We start from the raw sequence: 15,340 nt of genomic DNA on the forward strand, positions 1-15,340 counted from the left end.
TTCTAAATTAAATTTTAAGTCGATTGCATTTTAAATATAAATATTTATCAATGAAATATTTGAATACGTTATGCTAAAGAAATTATTTAAGTTAATTGGTATTGTCATTTTACTTTCAGTAATAGGTTATGGTGTCTTATATTACCTCTATAATGAACCCGTACCTACTGGCGAATCTGGACCCGAAGCTGATGCCTTGGCGTACAGAATTTTCGATGCCCTTAATTACAAAAATTTCAATAATACTAAAGTATTAGAATGGTCTTTTCGAGGTGACCACACCTATAAATGGGATAAAGAAAAACAAATAGTTGTGGTAAGTTATGATGACGTCGTTGTTAACTTAGATTTGATCACTCCGCACTCAAGTACCGCTACAATCAATAACGAGCCTGCGTCTTATGAAAAAACACAAGACCTTATTGAAGACGCCCAAAGCTATTTCAATAACGATTCTTTTTGGCTTGTGGCACCTTTCAAAGCTTTTGACCGAGGCACCGAGCGATATTTAGTAGACATGGAAGATGGTTCTGAAGCGCTTCTTGTAACATACACCCAAGGTGGCGATACACCCGGTGATTCATATCTTTGGATTATAGAACCTAGCGGAAGACCTAAAAGTTTTAAACTTTGGACAAAAATCATCCCAATAGGTGGTTTAGAAGCTACTTGGGAAGATTGGATCAAAACAGAAAGTGGTGTTTTCTTACCTACTCAACACAAACTTGGTCCCCTTTCAATATCAATGGGAGATGTTAAGGGAACCTATTAACAATTAATAATTCAATAAAAATTTTATTATTTCACCTAAGAAAGCCCTTTTATGCAAGATTATAAGTTTCCATTAGATTTTACTTTCCATATCGGTACACTATCAAACGATTTTTCAGCTGTAGATGCCAACGGTAAAATGGTGGCCTACGTAAAACAAAAACTTTTCAAGTTCAAGGAAAATGTTGGTGTTTATGAAAATGATAGTAAATCTAATTTACTATACAATATCAAAGCTGACAGGTGGATTGACTTTTCTGCATGTTACTCCTTCTCTGATACAACAGGAAAGGAATTTGGAAAAATTGGTCGCAAAGGATGGGCATCTTTATGGAAAGCACATTATGAAGTTTTTGACCAAAACAAACAACTAAAATACACTATTAGAGAAGAGAACGCTTGGGTAAAGGTAATGGATGGTCTAGTTGGTCAAATACCTATCATTAACCTTTTTACGGGACTATTTTTGAATCCAGCATATTTGGTAATCAACGGAAACAATGAAACTGTAGTTCGACTGTCCAAAGAAAAATCATTGGTTGGTCGTCGTTTTAAGGTTAGTGAAGTAAAGAAACTAAACGGAAATGATGACGATATCATCATTTTAAGCTTAATGATGATGGTATTATTAGAACGTCGTAAAGGCTAGAATTCTGCCAAACCATATTCATTTAAAACGATATCCCATTCTTCGGTTTCCATTATTTCAAGAATTCGTTGGGTGAAGCGTTGTTCCAATTCTACATGTGTTTTTGGGAGTGCAAAGGCATAGAACTGAATATCAAATTTTACTGGTAAGAGCTTTAAATTATGTAAAGTAGAATCTCGTTGAATTGCATATTTTAAAATAGGCTCATCGTATATAAAAGCCTTAATTTTACCTTCATTCAACTCTTTTAAACCAGTCGGTACATTGGGATATGAATGAAGATCCTTAAAGAAATGTTCTGATAAAAAATTTTCGGTACCCGAGTTCCCAATGGTACCTACTGCCCTATCTTTAAATTCGTTAAACCCATCAGGATTGTTGGTTAACTGATTTACTGTTAAACTAGATGCAATACTCGCTGTCAATCCAGAAATAAATAGTAGTCCGCCAAACATTAGAACCAACGCTGTTATCTTTCCAGATTTGGTAACAGGCACCTTATCGCCATAACCCACAGTAGTCAAAGTTACAGCAGACCACCACATACCGTCCCACAAACCCCTACCGCCAGGTCTAAATACATCAGGATTCTTTCTACGCTCAAATAGCCATCCTAAAACTCCAAATAAAAATATGATAAATAGCAATATGAGCAACCCACTTAGAAATTCGAAATTTAAAAAACTGCCTATAAACGACTTTAATCTATCAAAAGAAGATATCTCGGCAATAGCTATGGTAGCATTAGAAGCATAAAAAGAATGTGTAAACTCCATCTCTTTACTACGCTGACTGGTAATGGTCAACGGATTAATACTTATATCAATACCTCCAGTACGCAAAGAATCTAACAATGTTGGAAACTCCATAGGTATCATGTCATATTCAATATTCAAGTCTTTGGCAACCCTTTTCCATAACCAGAAATTGAGCCCATCTGCATAATCACCGTTGTCAACTATAAAAGGCGCGGCGGCAGTGTAGCCGATACGTAATTTTCTGTCATCAATTTGACTGGTTACTGAGATTGAAATTAATAATACAATTACAATTATAAGAGTTCTCATATACACGGTCGGGTTTACATTCTTTTAAATATAATCATTTTAGAAAGTCTAGGCAGATTATAATAATCAGGAAAAATGAAGTAAGTTTAACTACTTAAAGCAATTATTGGTATGAATATTAAACTAATAACTTTTAACGAAGTAACCGCAGATCTGCAATCTCAACTTACTGAACTCTATAAACAATTGAATGCTGAGTTAACACAATTAGATCTGGCAACCGCACTTTCAGATTATAATACCACAGATGTTGTAATCTGTATGGATGATGATAAATTAGTTGGTATTGCCATGATGGCAAAATACAAAGTAGTTTCTGGACACAAAGGAATGATTGAAGATGTTGTGGTATCTTCTGATTATAGGGGTCAAGGTATTGGCAGAAAGCTAATGGAGAAACTTTTAGAGAAAGCAGAAAAATCCAAACTTGACGATGTTCTATTATTTAGTGGTCATCACAGAACTGCAGCAATTTCCTTGTACAAAAGCTTAGGATTTAAATTAAAAGAGAGCGGTATGTATATTAAAAAATATTAAAGTTATACTTTAATTAACCTTCTTAACATGTTGTAATTGATCTTTCAACTCTTTCATCGATTCTTGCAATTGACGTAATAATCCGTTATCTGTAGTGGCATCTACATTAAAAGTAATCTTACTACTTACCTCCCATATTTCCTGAATCTGAAATGGTTTAATATCATAAGGCGGATAGGTTTCGTTTAAAGATATTAGCGTTATATTATTAGAGTTCGGTCGCTTTTCTACTTTCTTAACCATGATGGAATCTTGTAATACAACAACGTACATTTTATTTGCACTCACATAATCTATATGCTCTATAGCCCTTGCCAAAACCCACTCACCCGGATGTAGATTGGGCAACATACTATCACCCTCCACCTGAAAACCTCGATAGGTTGCATTTCTAAATTCTGGAATTGGTAAATCAAATGCAGGTAATTGTTGATACCAACTGGTATCTGATATATTCTGAGGATAACCAGCAGCCGCTTTTGCATTAACAAGAACCATATTTTCACGATTTGCAGAATCGACGGTTACCACTTTAGGTATGACACTGGTTCTTGAAGTTTCTAAATACTGTTCATCACTTTCACCAAATAACCAAAGCGGATTAATTTTAAACTGTTTCAGCAACTCTAAAACTACTTTACCCGAAAGTTTAGTTCTACCACGCTCAATATCTGCTGTAGTATTAGAAACACCAATAAGTGCTGCAAAATCAGCTTGAGTGAAGCCTAGCTCCCTTCTTAAATCGGTAAATCGCTTTAATGTCAGTTCGTTTTCCATAATCTTTTCCGCTTCAATAAAAATTTTAATACCTCTTTATACTTCAAATATAATGATTATGGATTATATCCAAAATATTATTTGGATTATTTCCATAATTAGGATTATTTCCATAATTTTGGATTAATTACCAATTGCTATGGATTTTAATCGAATAAAAGAAAAATTAAATATATTGGCAGATGCGGCCAAATACGATGTGTCTTGCTCAAGTAGTGGCAGTAACCGTAAAAACAAGAATAATGGCTTAGGTGACACCGGTAATGGTATTTGCCATACCTATACCGAAGATGGTCGTTGTGTTTCTCTATTAAAGATTCTTCTGACCAATCATTGCATTTTTGATTGTGCTTATTGTGTTACCCGAAAAAGCAACGACATTCAAAGAGCTGCATTTAAAATTCAAGAGGTAGTTGATTTAACTATCAATTTCTACAGAAGAAATTATATTGAAGGACTGTTCTTAAGTTCGGGGATTTTCAAAAGTGCAGACCACACTATGGAAAGACTAATTGCCGTTGCTAAAAAGCTTAGAGAAGAAGAAAACTTCAACGGATATATTCATCTTAAATCTATACCTGGCGCAAGTGATGAATTAATGTATGAGGCCGGTTTATATGCTGATCGTTTATCGGTCAACATTGAAATCCCCACTATTTCCGGCCTTAAACTTTTAGCTCCAGATAAAAAACATGAAGATTTCATTAAACCAATGTTAAAGGTGAAGAATGAAATCATTCGATATAAAGAGGAGCGTAAAATTATCAAAAGCACCGCAAAATATGCTCCCGCAGGTCAAAGCACCCAAATGATTGTTGGTGCAACGGGCGAAAGTGATAAAGATATCATGTATTCTGCTACTCATTTTTACAAGAACTTCCAGATGAAACGTGTGTATTACTCTGGTTATGTGCCTATATCTACAGATAGCAGATTACCCTCTTTGGGTTCTGAAGTTCCAATGCTACGTGAGAACCGATTATATCAAACAGATTGGCTACTTCGATTTTATGGGTTTAGCGTCAATGAAATTCTAGACGCCGATAATCCGAATTTAGATATGGATATTGATCCTAAATTGATGTGGGCACTTCGAAATTTAAACCATTTTCCAGTTGATATCAATAAAGCAGAACCACGAATGTTGGCAAGAATTCCAGGTATAGGAATGGGCTCAGTTCATAAAATTATTAGCGGAAGAAAGTACCGTAGTTTAAACTGGGAACATCTAAAAAAAATGGGGATTGCTCTTAATCGAGCAAAGTATTTCATTATCTGTAACTCCACTGATTGGGAACGAAGAGATTTAGACGCAGCTAGCATAAAAGGAATGATTCTTCAATCTCAAAATAGCAAATTCAAAAATCAGTATAACAATCAATTATCGTTATTTAACTAAACTAATAATTTAATTAAAACCAAAGACTATGGAAAATATGAATAACACCTTGAACTCGACAAATATTTCAATTTCAAACAGCGTTATTGACCGTAGTCAGAGTCAAATATTAGCGATAGGATACCATATGGTATTATTAAAGACTAAAATTAAAAAAAGGCTAAAAATTGTATCACGAATCTTTTTCTTCAACTTCTAAAACTTGTTATATGAATGCTTCAAAAACTTTAGTTTACGATGGTAGTTTTAATGGTTTTTTAACTGCTGTATTCATAGGCTTTGAACAAAAGCTTACGCATGCCGATATTCAAAAACAAGGACAATTACAAAGTGGACTTTTTGCTGAAACGGAAACAATTTTCACCAATATTGAAAAAGCACAAAGGGTTTGGAACGGTGTTCGAAATAAAAGTAATTCTGCTATAAAAAATATTTATTTTGCCTTCTTGAGCGAACAGAATAATATGGAAGCTCTAATCTACCGTTACATTCAAAAATTGATGGGAAGTAAATATAAGGGAGCAACTGACTTTAGTGATGATGGAGTTTTAAAAATAAATCAACTTGCACATAAGGTTGGAAGAGAAAAGCATCGTATGGAAGCTTTTGTACGATTTCAATTAACAAAAGATGATGTTTATTTTGCGAATATAGAACCCGATTTTGATGTACTACCTTTAATCTCCAAGCATTTTAGAAATCGTTACGCTGACCAACAATGGATTATTTATGATCTCAAACGTAAATACGGACTATTCTATGATTTGTATACTGTTGAAATCATTTCATTAGATTTATCAGATATTCACACTAATAGTATTGAGAAAAGTTTTGCATTTACAGATGCTGAGTATGAATATCAAGACCTTTGGAATAATTATTTTAAAAGCACAACTATAAAATCTCGTATTAATAACAAGCTACATGTTCAACATGTACCAAAGCGTTATTGGAAATATTTATCTGAGAAGAAAGAAGCAGTATAATATTTAACGTCATATTATATTGAAATGTATTTCAATTGTACTTAACAATTTTGATTATTAAGACAATTGTTTGCTTCAATAAATAGTTGAATTTTAAAATTAGATGAGAAATATCCTCTTAAATCAGTGCTCTTTCATCTTCCAAGATTTCCGCCTCAGAATTACATTAAAAGTATAGGAGAATGAACCAAATTTAAATAAATGGCTAATGAATAACTTCATTAGTTTTTACACAAATACCTTATTCAATACTTTTTCTACTAAACAATTTGATTTGTCAATAAATAGCCGATTATGACATTGGTCATATTTCATGAAATACACCCATCGTAGCTTTACCATTGAAATCTTAAAATGAAGTTTTACCATCCATAGTATTTTGGCGAATCTTTATGAAAGAGATTTAATCCTTTTCTTAATTTGCTTATTAGAAATGCAATCTGACCTCCAGTAATTATAAAATGTAAAATTATGAGTTATCAAATAGAAGCTTCTTCCACTTACCATAGTGATGCTGTAATTCATATAAAAGAATCTAATATAGATTTTGGAACTACTACCGAAACATCTGAAGTGTTGCCCAACCCTGCAGAAGTGTTCTTAGGCTCTTTTGCCGCTTGCATGCTTAAAAATGTAGAACGCTTTTCTAAAATGATGAAGTTTAAATATGAAAGAACCACATTAGAAGTCAAAGCAGAACGACTAGATAATCCACCAAGAATGGATAACATTATTTACAACTTGACCATTTACAGCGATGACGAAAAATTAAACACCTCGCTTTTGAAAAAGAATATTGAAAAACACGGTACCATCTATAATACCGTTAAACTTTCATGCGCGATATCTGGCAGTATTAAGACATTTTCAAACATTAATTAAGTTCAAGTACTTCAAGAACTAAACATCAAGCTTTAGAAATTTTACCTATCGTACTAATCTACCCGTGATATTACCGGCAATTATATTGTTGACTTCAGTAACCGTAGCAAAATTTACATCGCCTTCATATGTATGTTTTAAGGCACATGCCGCGCTAGCAAACTCTAATGCTTTATAATCGTCATACTGTTGTAAACCATAAATTAATCCTGCAGCAAAGGCGTCACCTGTTCCAATACGGTCAACAACATGGGTAATGTCGATATCTTCGGTTTCTTTAAATTCGACACCGTTCCACATTCTAGCTCGAATTTTATGCCATGAAGAATTCAATGAAGTTCTAATTTTATCGAAAACTTTTTCAATAGACGGAAACTGAGCTATTAACTGTTTACTAGCTTCAATAAAATCTTCATTGCTATAGCCAAAATTTGTACCTAACACCTCATTAATTTCATTGACACCGCCGATAAAAATCGTAGAATAATGTAAGAGTTCAATTAGTGCTTGTTTAGGATCTTGACCATATTTCCATAATCCGCTACGGTACGTAGGATCAGCAGAAACAGCTAAACCTTTTTCCCTGGCTAATTTTAAACCCTCTTTTAATACGTCAAAAGCTCCTTGAGACAAGGCCGGTGTAATTCCCGTCCAATGCATCCACTCTCCATCTTCTAATGCATTTTCCCAATTCACTTTAGATGGTTCTATTTCAGAAAATGCGGAGTGGGATCGGTTATAAGAAATCATACTTGGTCTAATAACTGCGCCTACTTCCAGAAAATAGACTCCCAAAGGTCTTTTAGATTTTACGATAGAAGATGTGTCTACACCAAACTTTTGAATATAGGTCATTGCGGTATCTCCAATAAAATCATCAGAAATTGCACTTATATGTTTTACATTTCCTCCAAAATTAGAAATGGAAATACCCACATTCAATTCTGTACCTCCAAAATAAAATTCAACAATATTCGATTGAACGAATTTTTTGTTACCACGTGGAGAAATGCGCATTAAAACTTCACCGAATGTTATAATCTTGCCCATAATATAATTTTAAACCTAAAATAGTTAATGAAAAAGTAAAAACCATAGTTGTTAAAAAATATATCAACATCAGAATGAAATGAATTATTATCATACCGAGATACTTAAAAGATTAAAATTTATAAGAACATTTAATCTCCTTATTTGTAGGATACGTTAAACGAATAAAAACAGTTCTTCTATTTTAATTGTTGCAGTAAACGTTTATAGAATATATAAAAAGTGAATATTAATTAATGTATTTAAGTGGTAGTAATAAGTTGTACAATGCACGATATCTTCGTATCTTTTATTTTCATCTTCAAAAAGTTTTCATAATGCATTTAAAGTCTACCTTTTTTATATTACTTATATGTATTACGCATGCAACTATTGCTCAAAAAAAAATTGCTGAAGAAAAGTTTATAACAATCGGGGGTATTGAACAGTGGGTAACAATTAAAGGTGATGACGTTAACAACCCTATTGTACTTATCATACATGGTGGACCAGGAAGCACTATGAGCCACTTCAAAGATGATGTTTACGAAGATTGGAAGAAAGAATTCACTATAGTTCACTGGGACCAAAGAGGTGCCGGTAAAACTTTTGGAAAAAACTGCCCGAAGGATATTAATAATGAGTTTTATTTGAATAATCCGTTGACAATTAACGAAATGACCAATGACGGTATTTTGGTAACACAATATCTTTTAAAGCAATTAAATAAGAAAAAAGTAATACTAATAGGAACCTCTTGGGGCTCAATACTGGCTACGGAAATGGCTCAAAAGAATCCTGATTTATACCATGCGTATATCAGTCATGCACAATTTATAAACTTTTCTAGCAATATTGAAAATGCATATTTCGGGGTGAAAAAAATGGCAGAGCTTAATGATGAAAAAACTATATTGGATAAATTGAATAATTTGGGTGCACCACCATATAAAAAAGCTAAAACTTACGGACAATTGTTACGTGTCATTAAACAATACGAAAGAGAAAATGCTACTCCAGCGCCTTCTTCTTGGTATAAAGTGGCAGCAGCATATGAGAATAATGAAGATAGTAGAGATAGATATAATGGTGATGATTACTCTTTTTTAAATCTCGTTGGCGATGATGAAATGGGTATAAAATCAATGGTTAGCAATATCAACTTTGAGCATACTGCAGTCGTCTTTAGATTGCCTATTATTATGATTCAGGGCAAGTATGATATCTTATGCTCTGCAGACCTGAACAAACCATATTTTGAAAAAATTAGGGCCCCTAGAAAAGAATATTTCACTGTTTCTAATGCAGCCCATGGTTATAATCAAGCTATAATTGATAAGCAATATGAAATTGCTAAAGCTCTTAAAGTTCAAAATTAAAATGTCGTAAGAAATTTACTTCCCTCCTTTTTCTCCAATAAATTGATCGCCTTTAGCTTTAAAAAGTACATTAAATGTTGTTAAGCTACCGTAAATACGCGTAATATATTGTTGTAAATCAACCTTTTCTTGATCATCTAAATTCTTGCTCGAATTTATTTTCTGTTCCATTACACGAATACGGTCACGTACCATTACAATTTTGTGAAAGAAGGTATTGATGGGAATTTCTTTAGCACTCATACCTGCTTCACCAGGTTCTAGTATTAAATTACCACCCTTCCATTTGTCGGCAATGGCTACACGTTGGGTAGCATCGCTCCATTTTTGCAGAATAGCTACCAATGAACTTTCTACATCAAAAAAGCTTACGGCATCCACTTCATTATCAATAGCTTCAATTACTTCAAAATCAGCATCAATTTCAATAGTTTCCAATCCTTTATCCACGAACGTAACCCAATACATACTGCTAGACACATTGGTAATTACTCCTTTGCCATATTCTGTATGTAATATTCTAGACCCTATTCCTAATATTTTCATTGTATTCAACTTTTGTTTCATGCTAATTTAAGATCAGTTTTTATCTTCAGCAAAAAGAAATTTACTTTTGTTCCTTAGTTATTTCCATCAAGTTTTTGTCATCTAAACTTCTTCATGTACATTTAAAGTCAACAATAGAATGTAACCATAAACCATCAACATGAAAAATTTAATGGCAGTTGTTTTAATAAGCTTATTACTTTCTGCTTGTGGAGAGAAAAAGAAGGAAATAGCAGCGCAAGTTCACGCACCAGCTAAACTGAAAGCTTTAATTATTGACGGACAGAACAACCATTACATTTGGCCAAAAACTACTATGATGATGAAAGATTATCTAGAACAGACCGATTTATTTACGGTAGATGTCCAAAGAATGGACTCTGTTTGGTTAGGCATAAAATACAATAAGGATAGACCAGAGGCGTACCATTCATTTATAGAAACTTACCCATTATCAGATAAGGCCTATCATATTTCCGAGAGCCCCATACAAACATCAGATTTCAAATTCAATTTTAATGATTTTGATGTTATTATTTCTAACCTAGGTTCAGATTCTCCCTTATGGCCAGAGCAAACCAGAAAAGATTTTGAAACCTATATGAATAATGGTGGTGGCTTAGTAGTAGTTCATGCTGCTGACAATGCCTGGGGTGAATGGGATGAATTTAATAAAATGATCGGATTAGGTGCTTGGGGTGGTCGAGATGAAAAATCTGGACCGTATGTATATTATAACGATGCAGGTGAACTAATAAAAGACCCTTCTGAAGGTGTTTGTGGATCTCACGGACCTGAATATGAATTTGAATTAACCACCAGGACACCAGAACACCCTATAATGAAAGGCATACCAGAAAAATGGTTACATACACCAGATGAAATGTACGAGCGTATGAGAGGACCGTTTGAAAATGCAACTATTTTAGCCACGGCTTTTGCCGATGTTGAAAAAAATGCTCCACCATGGGATCCAAACATTACTGGCTTAGGACAAAACGTACCACAATTAATGGCTATCAACTATGGTAAGGGACGTGTTTTTCATTCTACATTAGGGCATTTTGACTATTCAATGGAATGTGTAGGTTTTATCACCACATTACAAAGGGGAACAGAATGGGCAGCTACAGGAGATGTTACGCAAGAAATTCCAAATGATTTCCCTGGGGCCGATGCATCAAACTCAAGACCTTGGAAATAGCATACTATCATTTACTCTGAAACCGGATTGCAATCTTCTTTTCTTCTGGAATCAACTAGGTAAATAATTTTCCATGCATGTTCATCTTTAAATAACTGAAACGAGTTAACCCCACAATGACTGAATTCACCTTTGTACCAAAATTCATACGGCGCCCAAACATGAGCCATACCACCATCTATTTCTATTTTATAATCGAGTATTTTTTCATGAAAACTTATAGAATCGGGCGTGGTAATCATGAAGTTAATTAAATCATTAAAATTAGTTTTTTCAACGATCATATTACCTAGCATATTTAATTTTACCGTTTGCATTATAACATCTGTATCCACAACACGTTTCATGGCAAATTCATTTTTGCCATTAAAAGCATAAAAAAAAGTCTCTACTGCATACTTAACTTTTACTTCTTCTTCTATTTGTGCATTTATCAAGTTTACCAATAAAACTGTCAATAGTAAAGAGAAATATTTCATAGGGTTACCTTTTAAAAAGTTGTTCGCGTTAAAAATAAGTAAATTCTGAATGTACACTTCAGATGGATTCTATTTAGGGAGTGCTTAATCTCAGGAAAACTCCTTACTTTTATGGCTCTTAATCAATATTAGAATATGTCAGTAGCTAAAAAAGAATACAAAAGGGTCACGGTAAAATCATTAGTAGATATGAAGAAGAATGGAGAGAAAATCTCTATGCTTACTGCTTATGACTATTCAATGGCCAAAATTGTTGATGCCGCTAAGGTCGACGTAATTTTGGTAGGTGATTCTGCCAGTAATGTAATGGCCGGTCATGAAACCACATTACCTATAACCTTAGATCAAATGATATATCATGCATCTTCTGTTATTAGAGCTATAGACAGAGCATTGGTTGTAGTTGATTTACCTTTTGGCAGCTACCAAAGCGACCCTAAAGAAGCTTTGCGTTCTGCAATTAGAATTATGAAAGAAAGTGGTGCACATGCCGTAAAATTAGAAGGTGGTGCGGAAATAAAGGAATCGGTAAAAAGAATTCTTGCCGCAGGTATTCCTGTTATGGGCCATTTAGGTCTAACTCCGCAGTCCATTTATAAATTTGGAACCTATACTGTTCGTGCAAAAGAAGAGGAAGAAGCGGAAAAATTAATGGAAGATGCCAAATTACTGGAAAAATTAGGCTGTTTTGGTCTGGTGCTGGAAAAAATACCCGCGGAACTAACTAAAAAAGTTTCTGAAAGTTTAACCATACCAACAATCGGTATTGGAGGTGGAAAACATGCTGACGGACAAGTTTTAGTAGTGCATGATCTTTTAGGAATGACACATGAATTCAACCCTCGTTTTTTACGCAGATATATGAACCTTTATGAAGAAATGGGCAATGCCATTTCCAATTATGTAAGCGATGTAAAAAGTCAAGATTTCCCTAATGATGATGAGCAATATTAATTAATATATACTTTTTGAGTCGTTCTAAATATTTTGGTAAATTCTTGATTCTAATCATTGTTTTAATGACAGTTGGTTGTGATCAGGTATCTAAAGAAATCACACGCCAAAAAGTTGACCCAAAAGCTTTTATACCTATACTTAAGAATCATTTGATTCTTACCAATGTTGAAAATACTGGTGCAATCCTCGGATTCGGACAAGACTTCCCTCCTATTTTAAAAAGATTTCTTTTGCAGTTGTTGCCAAAGTTATTGTTATTGATACTGCTCTACAGAATAATGGGTAAACCTAATTTAAACTTATTGGTTATTATCGCCTTTGCACTGGTTATCGGTGGCGGATTAGGAAATTTAATAGATAGAATAGCATATGGCTCAGTTACAGATTTCTTTCAAATTAGATTAGGTTTTTTTCGAACAGGAATTTTCAATATGGCAGATGTTGCTGTTACCCTTGGTCTATTTATGTTTATTTTTTTAATAGTTAGAGGAAAAAAAATTGCAATTTAAGAAGTTCAACAATCAAATAATTAAGACTCCATTTTGTCAAAAAAAGAACACTCTACAGTAGATAACCTTCAGGTATTATTTGAAGATAATCACTTAATTGTCATTAATAAACGTCCTGGTGATATTGTACAAGGTGATAAAACCGGTGATCAGCCATTGAGCGACACCGTAAAGGCTTTTCTAAAGAAAAAGTACGACAAACCCGGTAATGTTTATCTAGGGGTCGTGCATCGTCTAGATCGCCCAACATCGGGTATTGTGGTATTTGCAAAGACCTCAAAAGCATTGCCTAGGTTGAACAAAATGTTTGCAGAAAAAGATGCAAAAAAAACCTATTTGGCAATTGTAAAGAATAGTCCTGCAGAGCCTGAGAAAAGATTAGTTCATTGGATGAAGCGTAACACCAAACAAAATAAATCTTACGCCAAGATTAAGGAGGTCCCTGATAGTAAAAAAGCCATTTTAACGTATAAAACCTTAAAAAAGTTAGACCGTTATTTTCTTTTAGAAGTTGATTTAGAAACAGGTCGCCATCATCAAATTCGCTCGCAACTAACGGCAATAGGCTGCCCTATTAAAGGAGATTTAAAATACGGATTCGACAGAAGCAATGCTGACGGAAGTATACATTTACATGCTAGAAAACTGCGTTTAATGCATCCGGTAAAAAAAGAACCTTTAGAAATTATTGCTCCTCCACCAAATGACCCTATTTGGAATGCATGTCTTTAATTTTACTACTTTTAGAGAAACACTATAACCATGTTAAAGAAAATTTGTGCCTTAAGTTTATTCTTAGTAATTACCTCATGTGGTAGTTACAACTCTATTGACACCTTTTACAATGCCCATAAAAATGATAATCAGGTAACCGCTGTTCGTATTCCCCAATTTATGTTATCAATGATTAGTGAAATTTCACCAGAAATGAAGGCTATGGTCGGTAATGCCAAAGATTTGAGATATATGCAGTTTCCGAGTACAACATCGAGTAAAACTCAATTTCTAAATCAACAAATGAATGGAATTACCGGTAATTCATTTATTGAAGTTTTTAGAAAAAATGACGATTTAAAACGTAGTGTAGTTTCTGTAAGAGAGAAGAAAAATCTGGTCAAAGAAATTCTTATTTACAATAACAATAGTCAAACAGGTTCTTTTTTATATTTCAATGGTAATTTTGACCCTGCAAAAGTTCGAGAAATGGCAAAAAATGAGCAGTTTACTAAATTCGGAGAAAATATAATTAGTCAGTTTGGATCTAGTACACCTGGTATAAACTCTCAAAATTAAAACGACCATTTATGTTGGTCTTTTAGAACGGATGCTTTCAATTACAACAGAACTCAAAATTAGTATTCCGCCTAAAATAGTAGTTCCCTTAGGTATTTCAGATAAAAATATAGCTCCGATTATAATACCATAAACCGGCTGTACACTGCTTAAAATACTTACTGTAGTAATATTAAAATGCTTGAATGTCATTAAAAACATCGTATGACCAATTGCTGTAGTTAAAACAGCGAGCGCAACAAGAACTTCCCACTGGCCTATAATGGTATCTGCTGAAACAATAAATAAAAATGGGAACAGAATAACACCTACAATAGCGGTTTGATAGGTCATTAACATAGACCCATTATATTTCGCCACTTTCTTTTTCAAAAGAATATTTCTTAGGGCATATGCAAGAGCTGAAAATACCCCAAAACCAATGGCTATAGTATATGAATTCTCAAAATCTAAGGTAGGACTCAAAAAATACATTCCCGTAAGTACTAAAAAAGCAAGAAGCAAATGCACCAATTGAAACTTAGTTTTCAGAAGAATAGGTTCTAAAAATGCCGTAATCACCGGGTATGTAAAAATAGAAAGCATACCAATAGCCACATTAGACAGCTTTAAAGCATAGAAATAGGCAATCCAATGAACTCCCATTAATACCCCACTGAGCAATATTACCGGAATATCTTTTTTATCAACATTTAAACTAAAACCCTTCCATTTGCAATATATAAATAGTGCCACAAAAGCTAATATTGCCCTTGAACCAATTGCGACCGGAACTGGTAGCTGAACATAACGCCCTAATGCCCCAGAAGTAGCTACAAAAAGCATTGCAAGATTAATTTCTAACAAATGCTGAAGGTGATTACTTTTCATCTACAT

18 protein-coding genes are annotated in these 15,340 nt (G+C 33.8%); 12 read left to right on the forward strand and 6 right to left on the reverse strand.

Features of this window, described 5'->3' with window-relative positions:
• Window positions 1-70 precede the first annotated feature (70 nt).
• Both DFQ03_RS09000 and DFQ03_RS09005 read left to right on the forward strand, forming a co-directional pair.
• Complete coding sequence (locus tag DFQ03_RS09000; RefSeq protein ID WP_133672843.1) at window positions 71-772, forward strand: hypothetical protein; 702 nt, start codon at window positions 71-73, stop codon at window positions 770-772.
• A gap of 51 nt (window positions 773-823) precedes the next feature.
• Window positions 824-1,420, forward strand: coding sequence for an LURP-one-related/scramblase family protein (locus DFQ03_RS09005; RefSeq protein WP_133672844.1), 597 nt, complete (start codon window positions 824-826; stop codon window positions 1,418-1,420).
• Here the strand turns inward: DFQ03_RS09005 and DFQ03_RS09010 are convergent.
• Window positions 1,417-2,487: a transporter substrate-binding domain-containing protein gene (locus DFQ03_RS09010; RefSeq protein WP_133672845.1), complete on the reverse strand. Its 1,071-nt coding sequence runs from the start codon at window positions 2,485-2,487 to the stop codon at window positions 1,417-1,419. The genes DFQ03_RS09005 and DFQ03_RS09010 overlap by 4 nt on opposite strands.
• A 111-nt stretch (window positions 2,488-2,598) precedes the next feature.
• Here DFQ03_RS09010 and DFQ03_RS09015 point away from each other — a divergent pair, with 111 nt between their 5' ends.
• The gene (locus DFQ03_RS09015) at window positions 2,599-3,024 is read left to right on the forward strand and encodes a GNAT family N-acetyltransferase (protein WP_133672846.1); all 426 of its coding nucleotides are present in this window, start codon (window positions 2,599-2,601) and stop codon (window positions 3,022-3,024) included.
• A 9-nt stretch (window positions 3,025-3,033) separates the two neighbouring features.
• Here DFQ03_RS09015 and DFQ03_RS09020 read toward each other — a convergent pair whose 3' ends face one another.
• Entirely contained in the window at window positions 3,034-3,801 is a 768-nt protein-coding gene (locus tag DFQ03_RS09020) for an XRE family transcriptional regulator (protein ID WP_133672847.1), read from the reverse strand.
• A 139-nt stretch (window positions 3,802-3,940) separates the two neighbouring features.
• Here DFQ03_RS09020 and DFQ03_RS09025 point away from each other — a divergent pair, with 139 nt between their 5' ends.
• The 3 genes from DFQ03_RS09025 to DFQ03_RS09035 all read left to right on the forward strand — a co-directional run bounded on the left by DFQ03_RS09025 (window position 3,941) and on the right by DFQ03_RS09035 (window position 7,068).
• Complete coding sequence (locus DFQ03_RS09025; RefSeq protein WP_133672848.1) at window positions 3,941-5,200, forward strand: putative DNA modification/repair radical SAM protein; 1,260 nt, start codon at window positions 3,941-3,943, stop codon at window positions 5,198-5,200.
• A 209-nt stretch (window positions 5,201-5,409) separates the two neighbouring features.
• A complete protein-coding gene (locus DFQ03_RS09030; RefSeq protein WP_133672849.1) occupies window positions 5,410-6,186 on the forward strand; it encodes a TIGR03915 family putative DNA repair protein in 777 nt (258 codons plus the stop codon).
• A 471-nt stretch (window positions 6,187-6,657) separates the two neighbouring features.
• Window positions 6,658-7,068, forward strand: a complete 411-nt coding sequence (locus DFQ03_RS09035; RefSeq protein ID WP_133672850.1) for an OsmC family protein — start codon at window positions 6,658-6,660, stop codon at window positions 7,066-7,068.
• Between the two features lie 45 nt (window positions 7,069-7,113).
• On the opposite strand, the gene DFQ03_RS09040 is transcribed toward DFQ03_RS09035, so the two are convergent.
• Window positions 7,114-8,118 (reverse strand): sugar kinase, encoded by a 1,005-nt coding sequence (locus DFQ03_RS09040; RefSeq protein ID WP_133672851.1) that lies wholly within the window; start codon window positions 8,116-8,118, stop codon window positions 7,114-7,116.
• Window positions 8,119-8,435: 317 nt separating this feature from the next.
• Between DFQ03_RS09040 and DFQ03_RS09045 the strand changes: the two genes are divergently transcribed.
• A complete protein-coding gene (locus DFQ03_RS09045; protein ID WP_166637456.1) occupies window positions 8,436-9,476 on the forward strand; it encodes an alpha/beta fold hydrolase in 1,041 nt (346 codons plus the stop codon).
• Between the two features lie 15 nt (window positions 9,477-9,491).
• On the opposite strand, the gene DFQ03_RS09050 is transcribed toward DFQ03_RS09045, so the two are convergent.
• Entirely contained in the window at window positions 9,492-10,022 is a 531-nt protein-coding gene (locus DFQ03_RS09050) for a hypothetical protein (RefSeq protein ID WP_133672853.1), read from the reverse strand.
• A gap of 160 nt (window positions 10,023-10,182) precedes the next feature.
• Here DFQ03_RS09050 and DFQ03_RS09055 point away from each other — a divergent pair, with 160 nt between their 5' ends.
• Entirely contained in the window at window positions 10,183-11,226 is a 1,044-nt protein-coding gene (locus DFQ03_RS09055; RefSeq protein WP_133672854.1) for a ThuA domain-containing protein, read from the forward strand.
• Between the two features lie 11 nt (window positions 11,227-11,237).
• On the opposite strand, the gene DFQ03_RS09060 is transcribed toward DFQ03_RS09055, so the two are convergent.
• A complete protein-coding gene (locus DFQ03_RS09060; protein WP_133672855.1) occupies window positions 11,238-11,705 on the reverse strand; it encodes a nuclear transport factor 2 family protein in 468 nt (155 codons plus the stop codon).
• 135 nt (window positions 11,706-11,840) lie between these two features.
• On the opposite strand from DFQ03_RS09060, the gene panB reads away from it, so the two are divergent.
• Genes panB through DFQ03_RS09080 form a run of 4 tightly spaced genes read left to right on the forward strand, consistent with a single transcriptional unit; the run spans window position 11,841 to window position 14,464 of the window.
• Window positions 11,841-12,659 (forward strand): 3-methyl-2-oxobutanoate hydroxymethyltransferase, encoded by an 819-nt coding sequence (panB, locus tag DFQ03_RS09065; RefSeq protein WP_133672856.1) that lies wholly within the window; start codon window positions 11,841-11,843, stop codon window positions 12,657-12,659.
• Between the two features lie 14 nt (window positions 12,660-12,673).
• The gene (lspA, locus tag DFQ03_RS09070; RefSeq protein ID WP_243834465.1) at window positions 12,674-13,171 is read left to right on the forward strand and encodes a signal peptidase II; all 498 of its coding nucleotides are present in this window, start codon (window positions 12,674-12,676) and stop codon (window positions 13,169-13,171) included.
• 33 nt (window positions 13,172-13,204) lie between these two features.
• Window positions 13,205-13,903: an RluA family pseudouridine synthase gene (locus tag DFQ03_RS09075; protein ID WP_133672857.1), complete on the forward strand. Its 699-nt coding sequence runs from the start codon at window positions 13,205-13,207 to the stop codon at window positions 13,901-13,903.
• 30 nt (window positions 13,904-13,933) lie between these two features.
• Window positions 13,934-14,464, forward strand: a complete 531-nt coding sequence (locus tag DFQ03_RS09080) for a DUF4252 domain-containing protein (protein WP_133672858.1) — start codon at window positions 13,934-13,936, stop codon at window positions 14,462-14,464.
• A gap of 9 nt (window positions 14,465-14,473) precedes the next feature.
• Here the strand turns inward: DFQ03_RS09080 and DFQ03_RS09085 are convergent, their stop codons facing one another.
• Window positions 14,474-15,334, reverse strand: coding sequence for a DMT family transporter (locus DFQ03_RS09085; protein ID WP_243834466.1), 861 nt, complete (start codon window positions 15,332-15,334; stop codon window positions 14,474-14,476).
• Window positions 15,335-15,340 lie beyond the last annotated feature (6 nt).

The organism is Maribacter caenipelagi (genome assembly GCF_004364175.1).
Classification (GTDB): domain Bacteria; phylum Bacteroidota; class Bacteroidia; order Flavobacteriales; family Flavobacteriaceae; genus Maribacter; species Maribacter caenipelagi.

Excerpts from the sequence above, each read along its gene's own strand:
- DFQ03_RS09000 (WP_133672843.1), top strand. The coding sequence starts at position 71 with ATGCTAAAGAAATTATTTAAGTTAATTGGTATTGTCATTTTACTTTCA.
- DFQ03_RS09005 (WP_133672844.1), top strand. The coding sequence starts at position 824 with ATGCAAGATTATAAGTTTCCATTAGATTTTACTTTCCATATCGGTACA.
- DFQ03_RS09010 (WP_133672845.1), bottom strand. The coding sequence starts at position 2,487 with ATGAGAACTCTTATAATTGTAATTGTATTATTAATTTCAATCTCAGTA.
- DFQ03_RS09015 (WP_133672846.1), top strand. The coding sequence starts at position 2,599 with ATGAATATTAAACTAATAACTTTTAACGAAGTAACCGCAGATCTGCAA.
- DFQ03_RS09020 (WP_133672847.1), bottom strand. The coding sequence starts at position 3,801 with ATGGAAAACGAACTGACATTAAAGCGATTTACCGATTTAAGAAGGGAG.
- DFQ03_RS09025 (WP_133672848.1), top strand. The coding sequence starts at position 3,941 with ATGGATTTTAATCGAATAAAAGAAAAATTAAATATATTGGCAGATGCG.
- DFQ03_RS09030 (WP_133672849.1), top strand. The coding sequence starts at position 5,410 with ATGAATGCTTCAAAAACTTTAGTTTACGATGGTAGTTTTAATGGTTTT.
- DFQ03_RS09035 (WP_133672850.1), top strand. The coding sequence starts at position 6,658 with ATGAGTTATCAAATAGAAGCTTCTTCCACTTACCATAGTGATGCTGTA.
- DFQ03_RS09040 (WP_133672851.1), bottom strand. The coding sequence starts at position 8,118 with ATGGGCAAGATTATAACATTCGGTGAAGTTTTAATGCGCATTTCTCCA.
- DFQ03_RS09045 (WP_166637456.1), top strand. The coding sequence starts at position 8,436 with ATGCATTTAAAGTCTACCTTTTTTATATTACTTATATGTATTACGCAT.
- DFQ03_RS09050 (WP_133672853.1), bottom strand. The coding sequence starts at position 10,022 with ATGAAAATATTAGGAATAGGGTCTAGAATATTACATACAGAATATGGC.
- DFQ03_RS09055 (WP_133672854.1), top strand. The coding sequence starts at position 10,183 with ATGAAAAATTTAATGGCAGTTGTTTTAATAAGCTTATTACTTTCTGCT.
- DFQ03_RS09060 (WP_133672855.1), bottom strand. The coding sequence starts at position 11,705 with ATGAAATATTTCTCTTTACTATTGACAGTTTTATTGGTAAACTTGATA.
- panB (WP_133672856.1), top strand. The coding sequence starts at position 11,841 with ATGTCAGTAGCTAAAAAAGAATACAAAAGGGTCACGGTAAAATCATTA.
- DFQ03_RS09080 (WP_133672858.1), top strand. The coding sequence starts at position 13,934 with ATGTTAAAGAAAATTTGTGCCTTAAGTTTATTCTTAGTAATTACCTCA.
- DFQ03_RS09085 (WP_243834466.1), bottom strand. The coding sequence starts at position 15,334 with ATGAAAAGTAATCACCTTCAGCATTTGTTAGAAATTAATCTTGCAATG.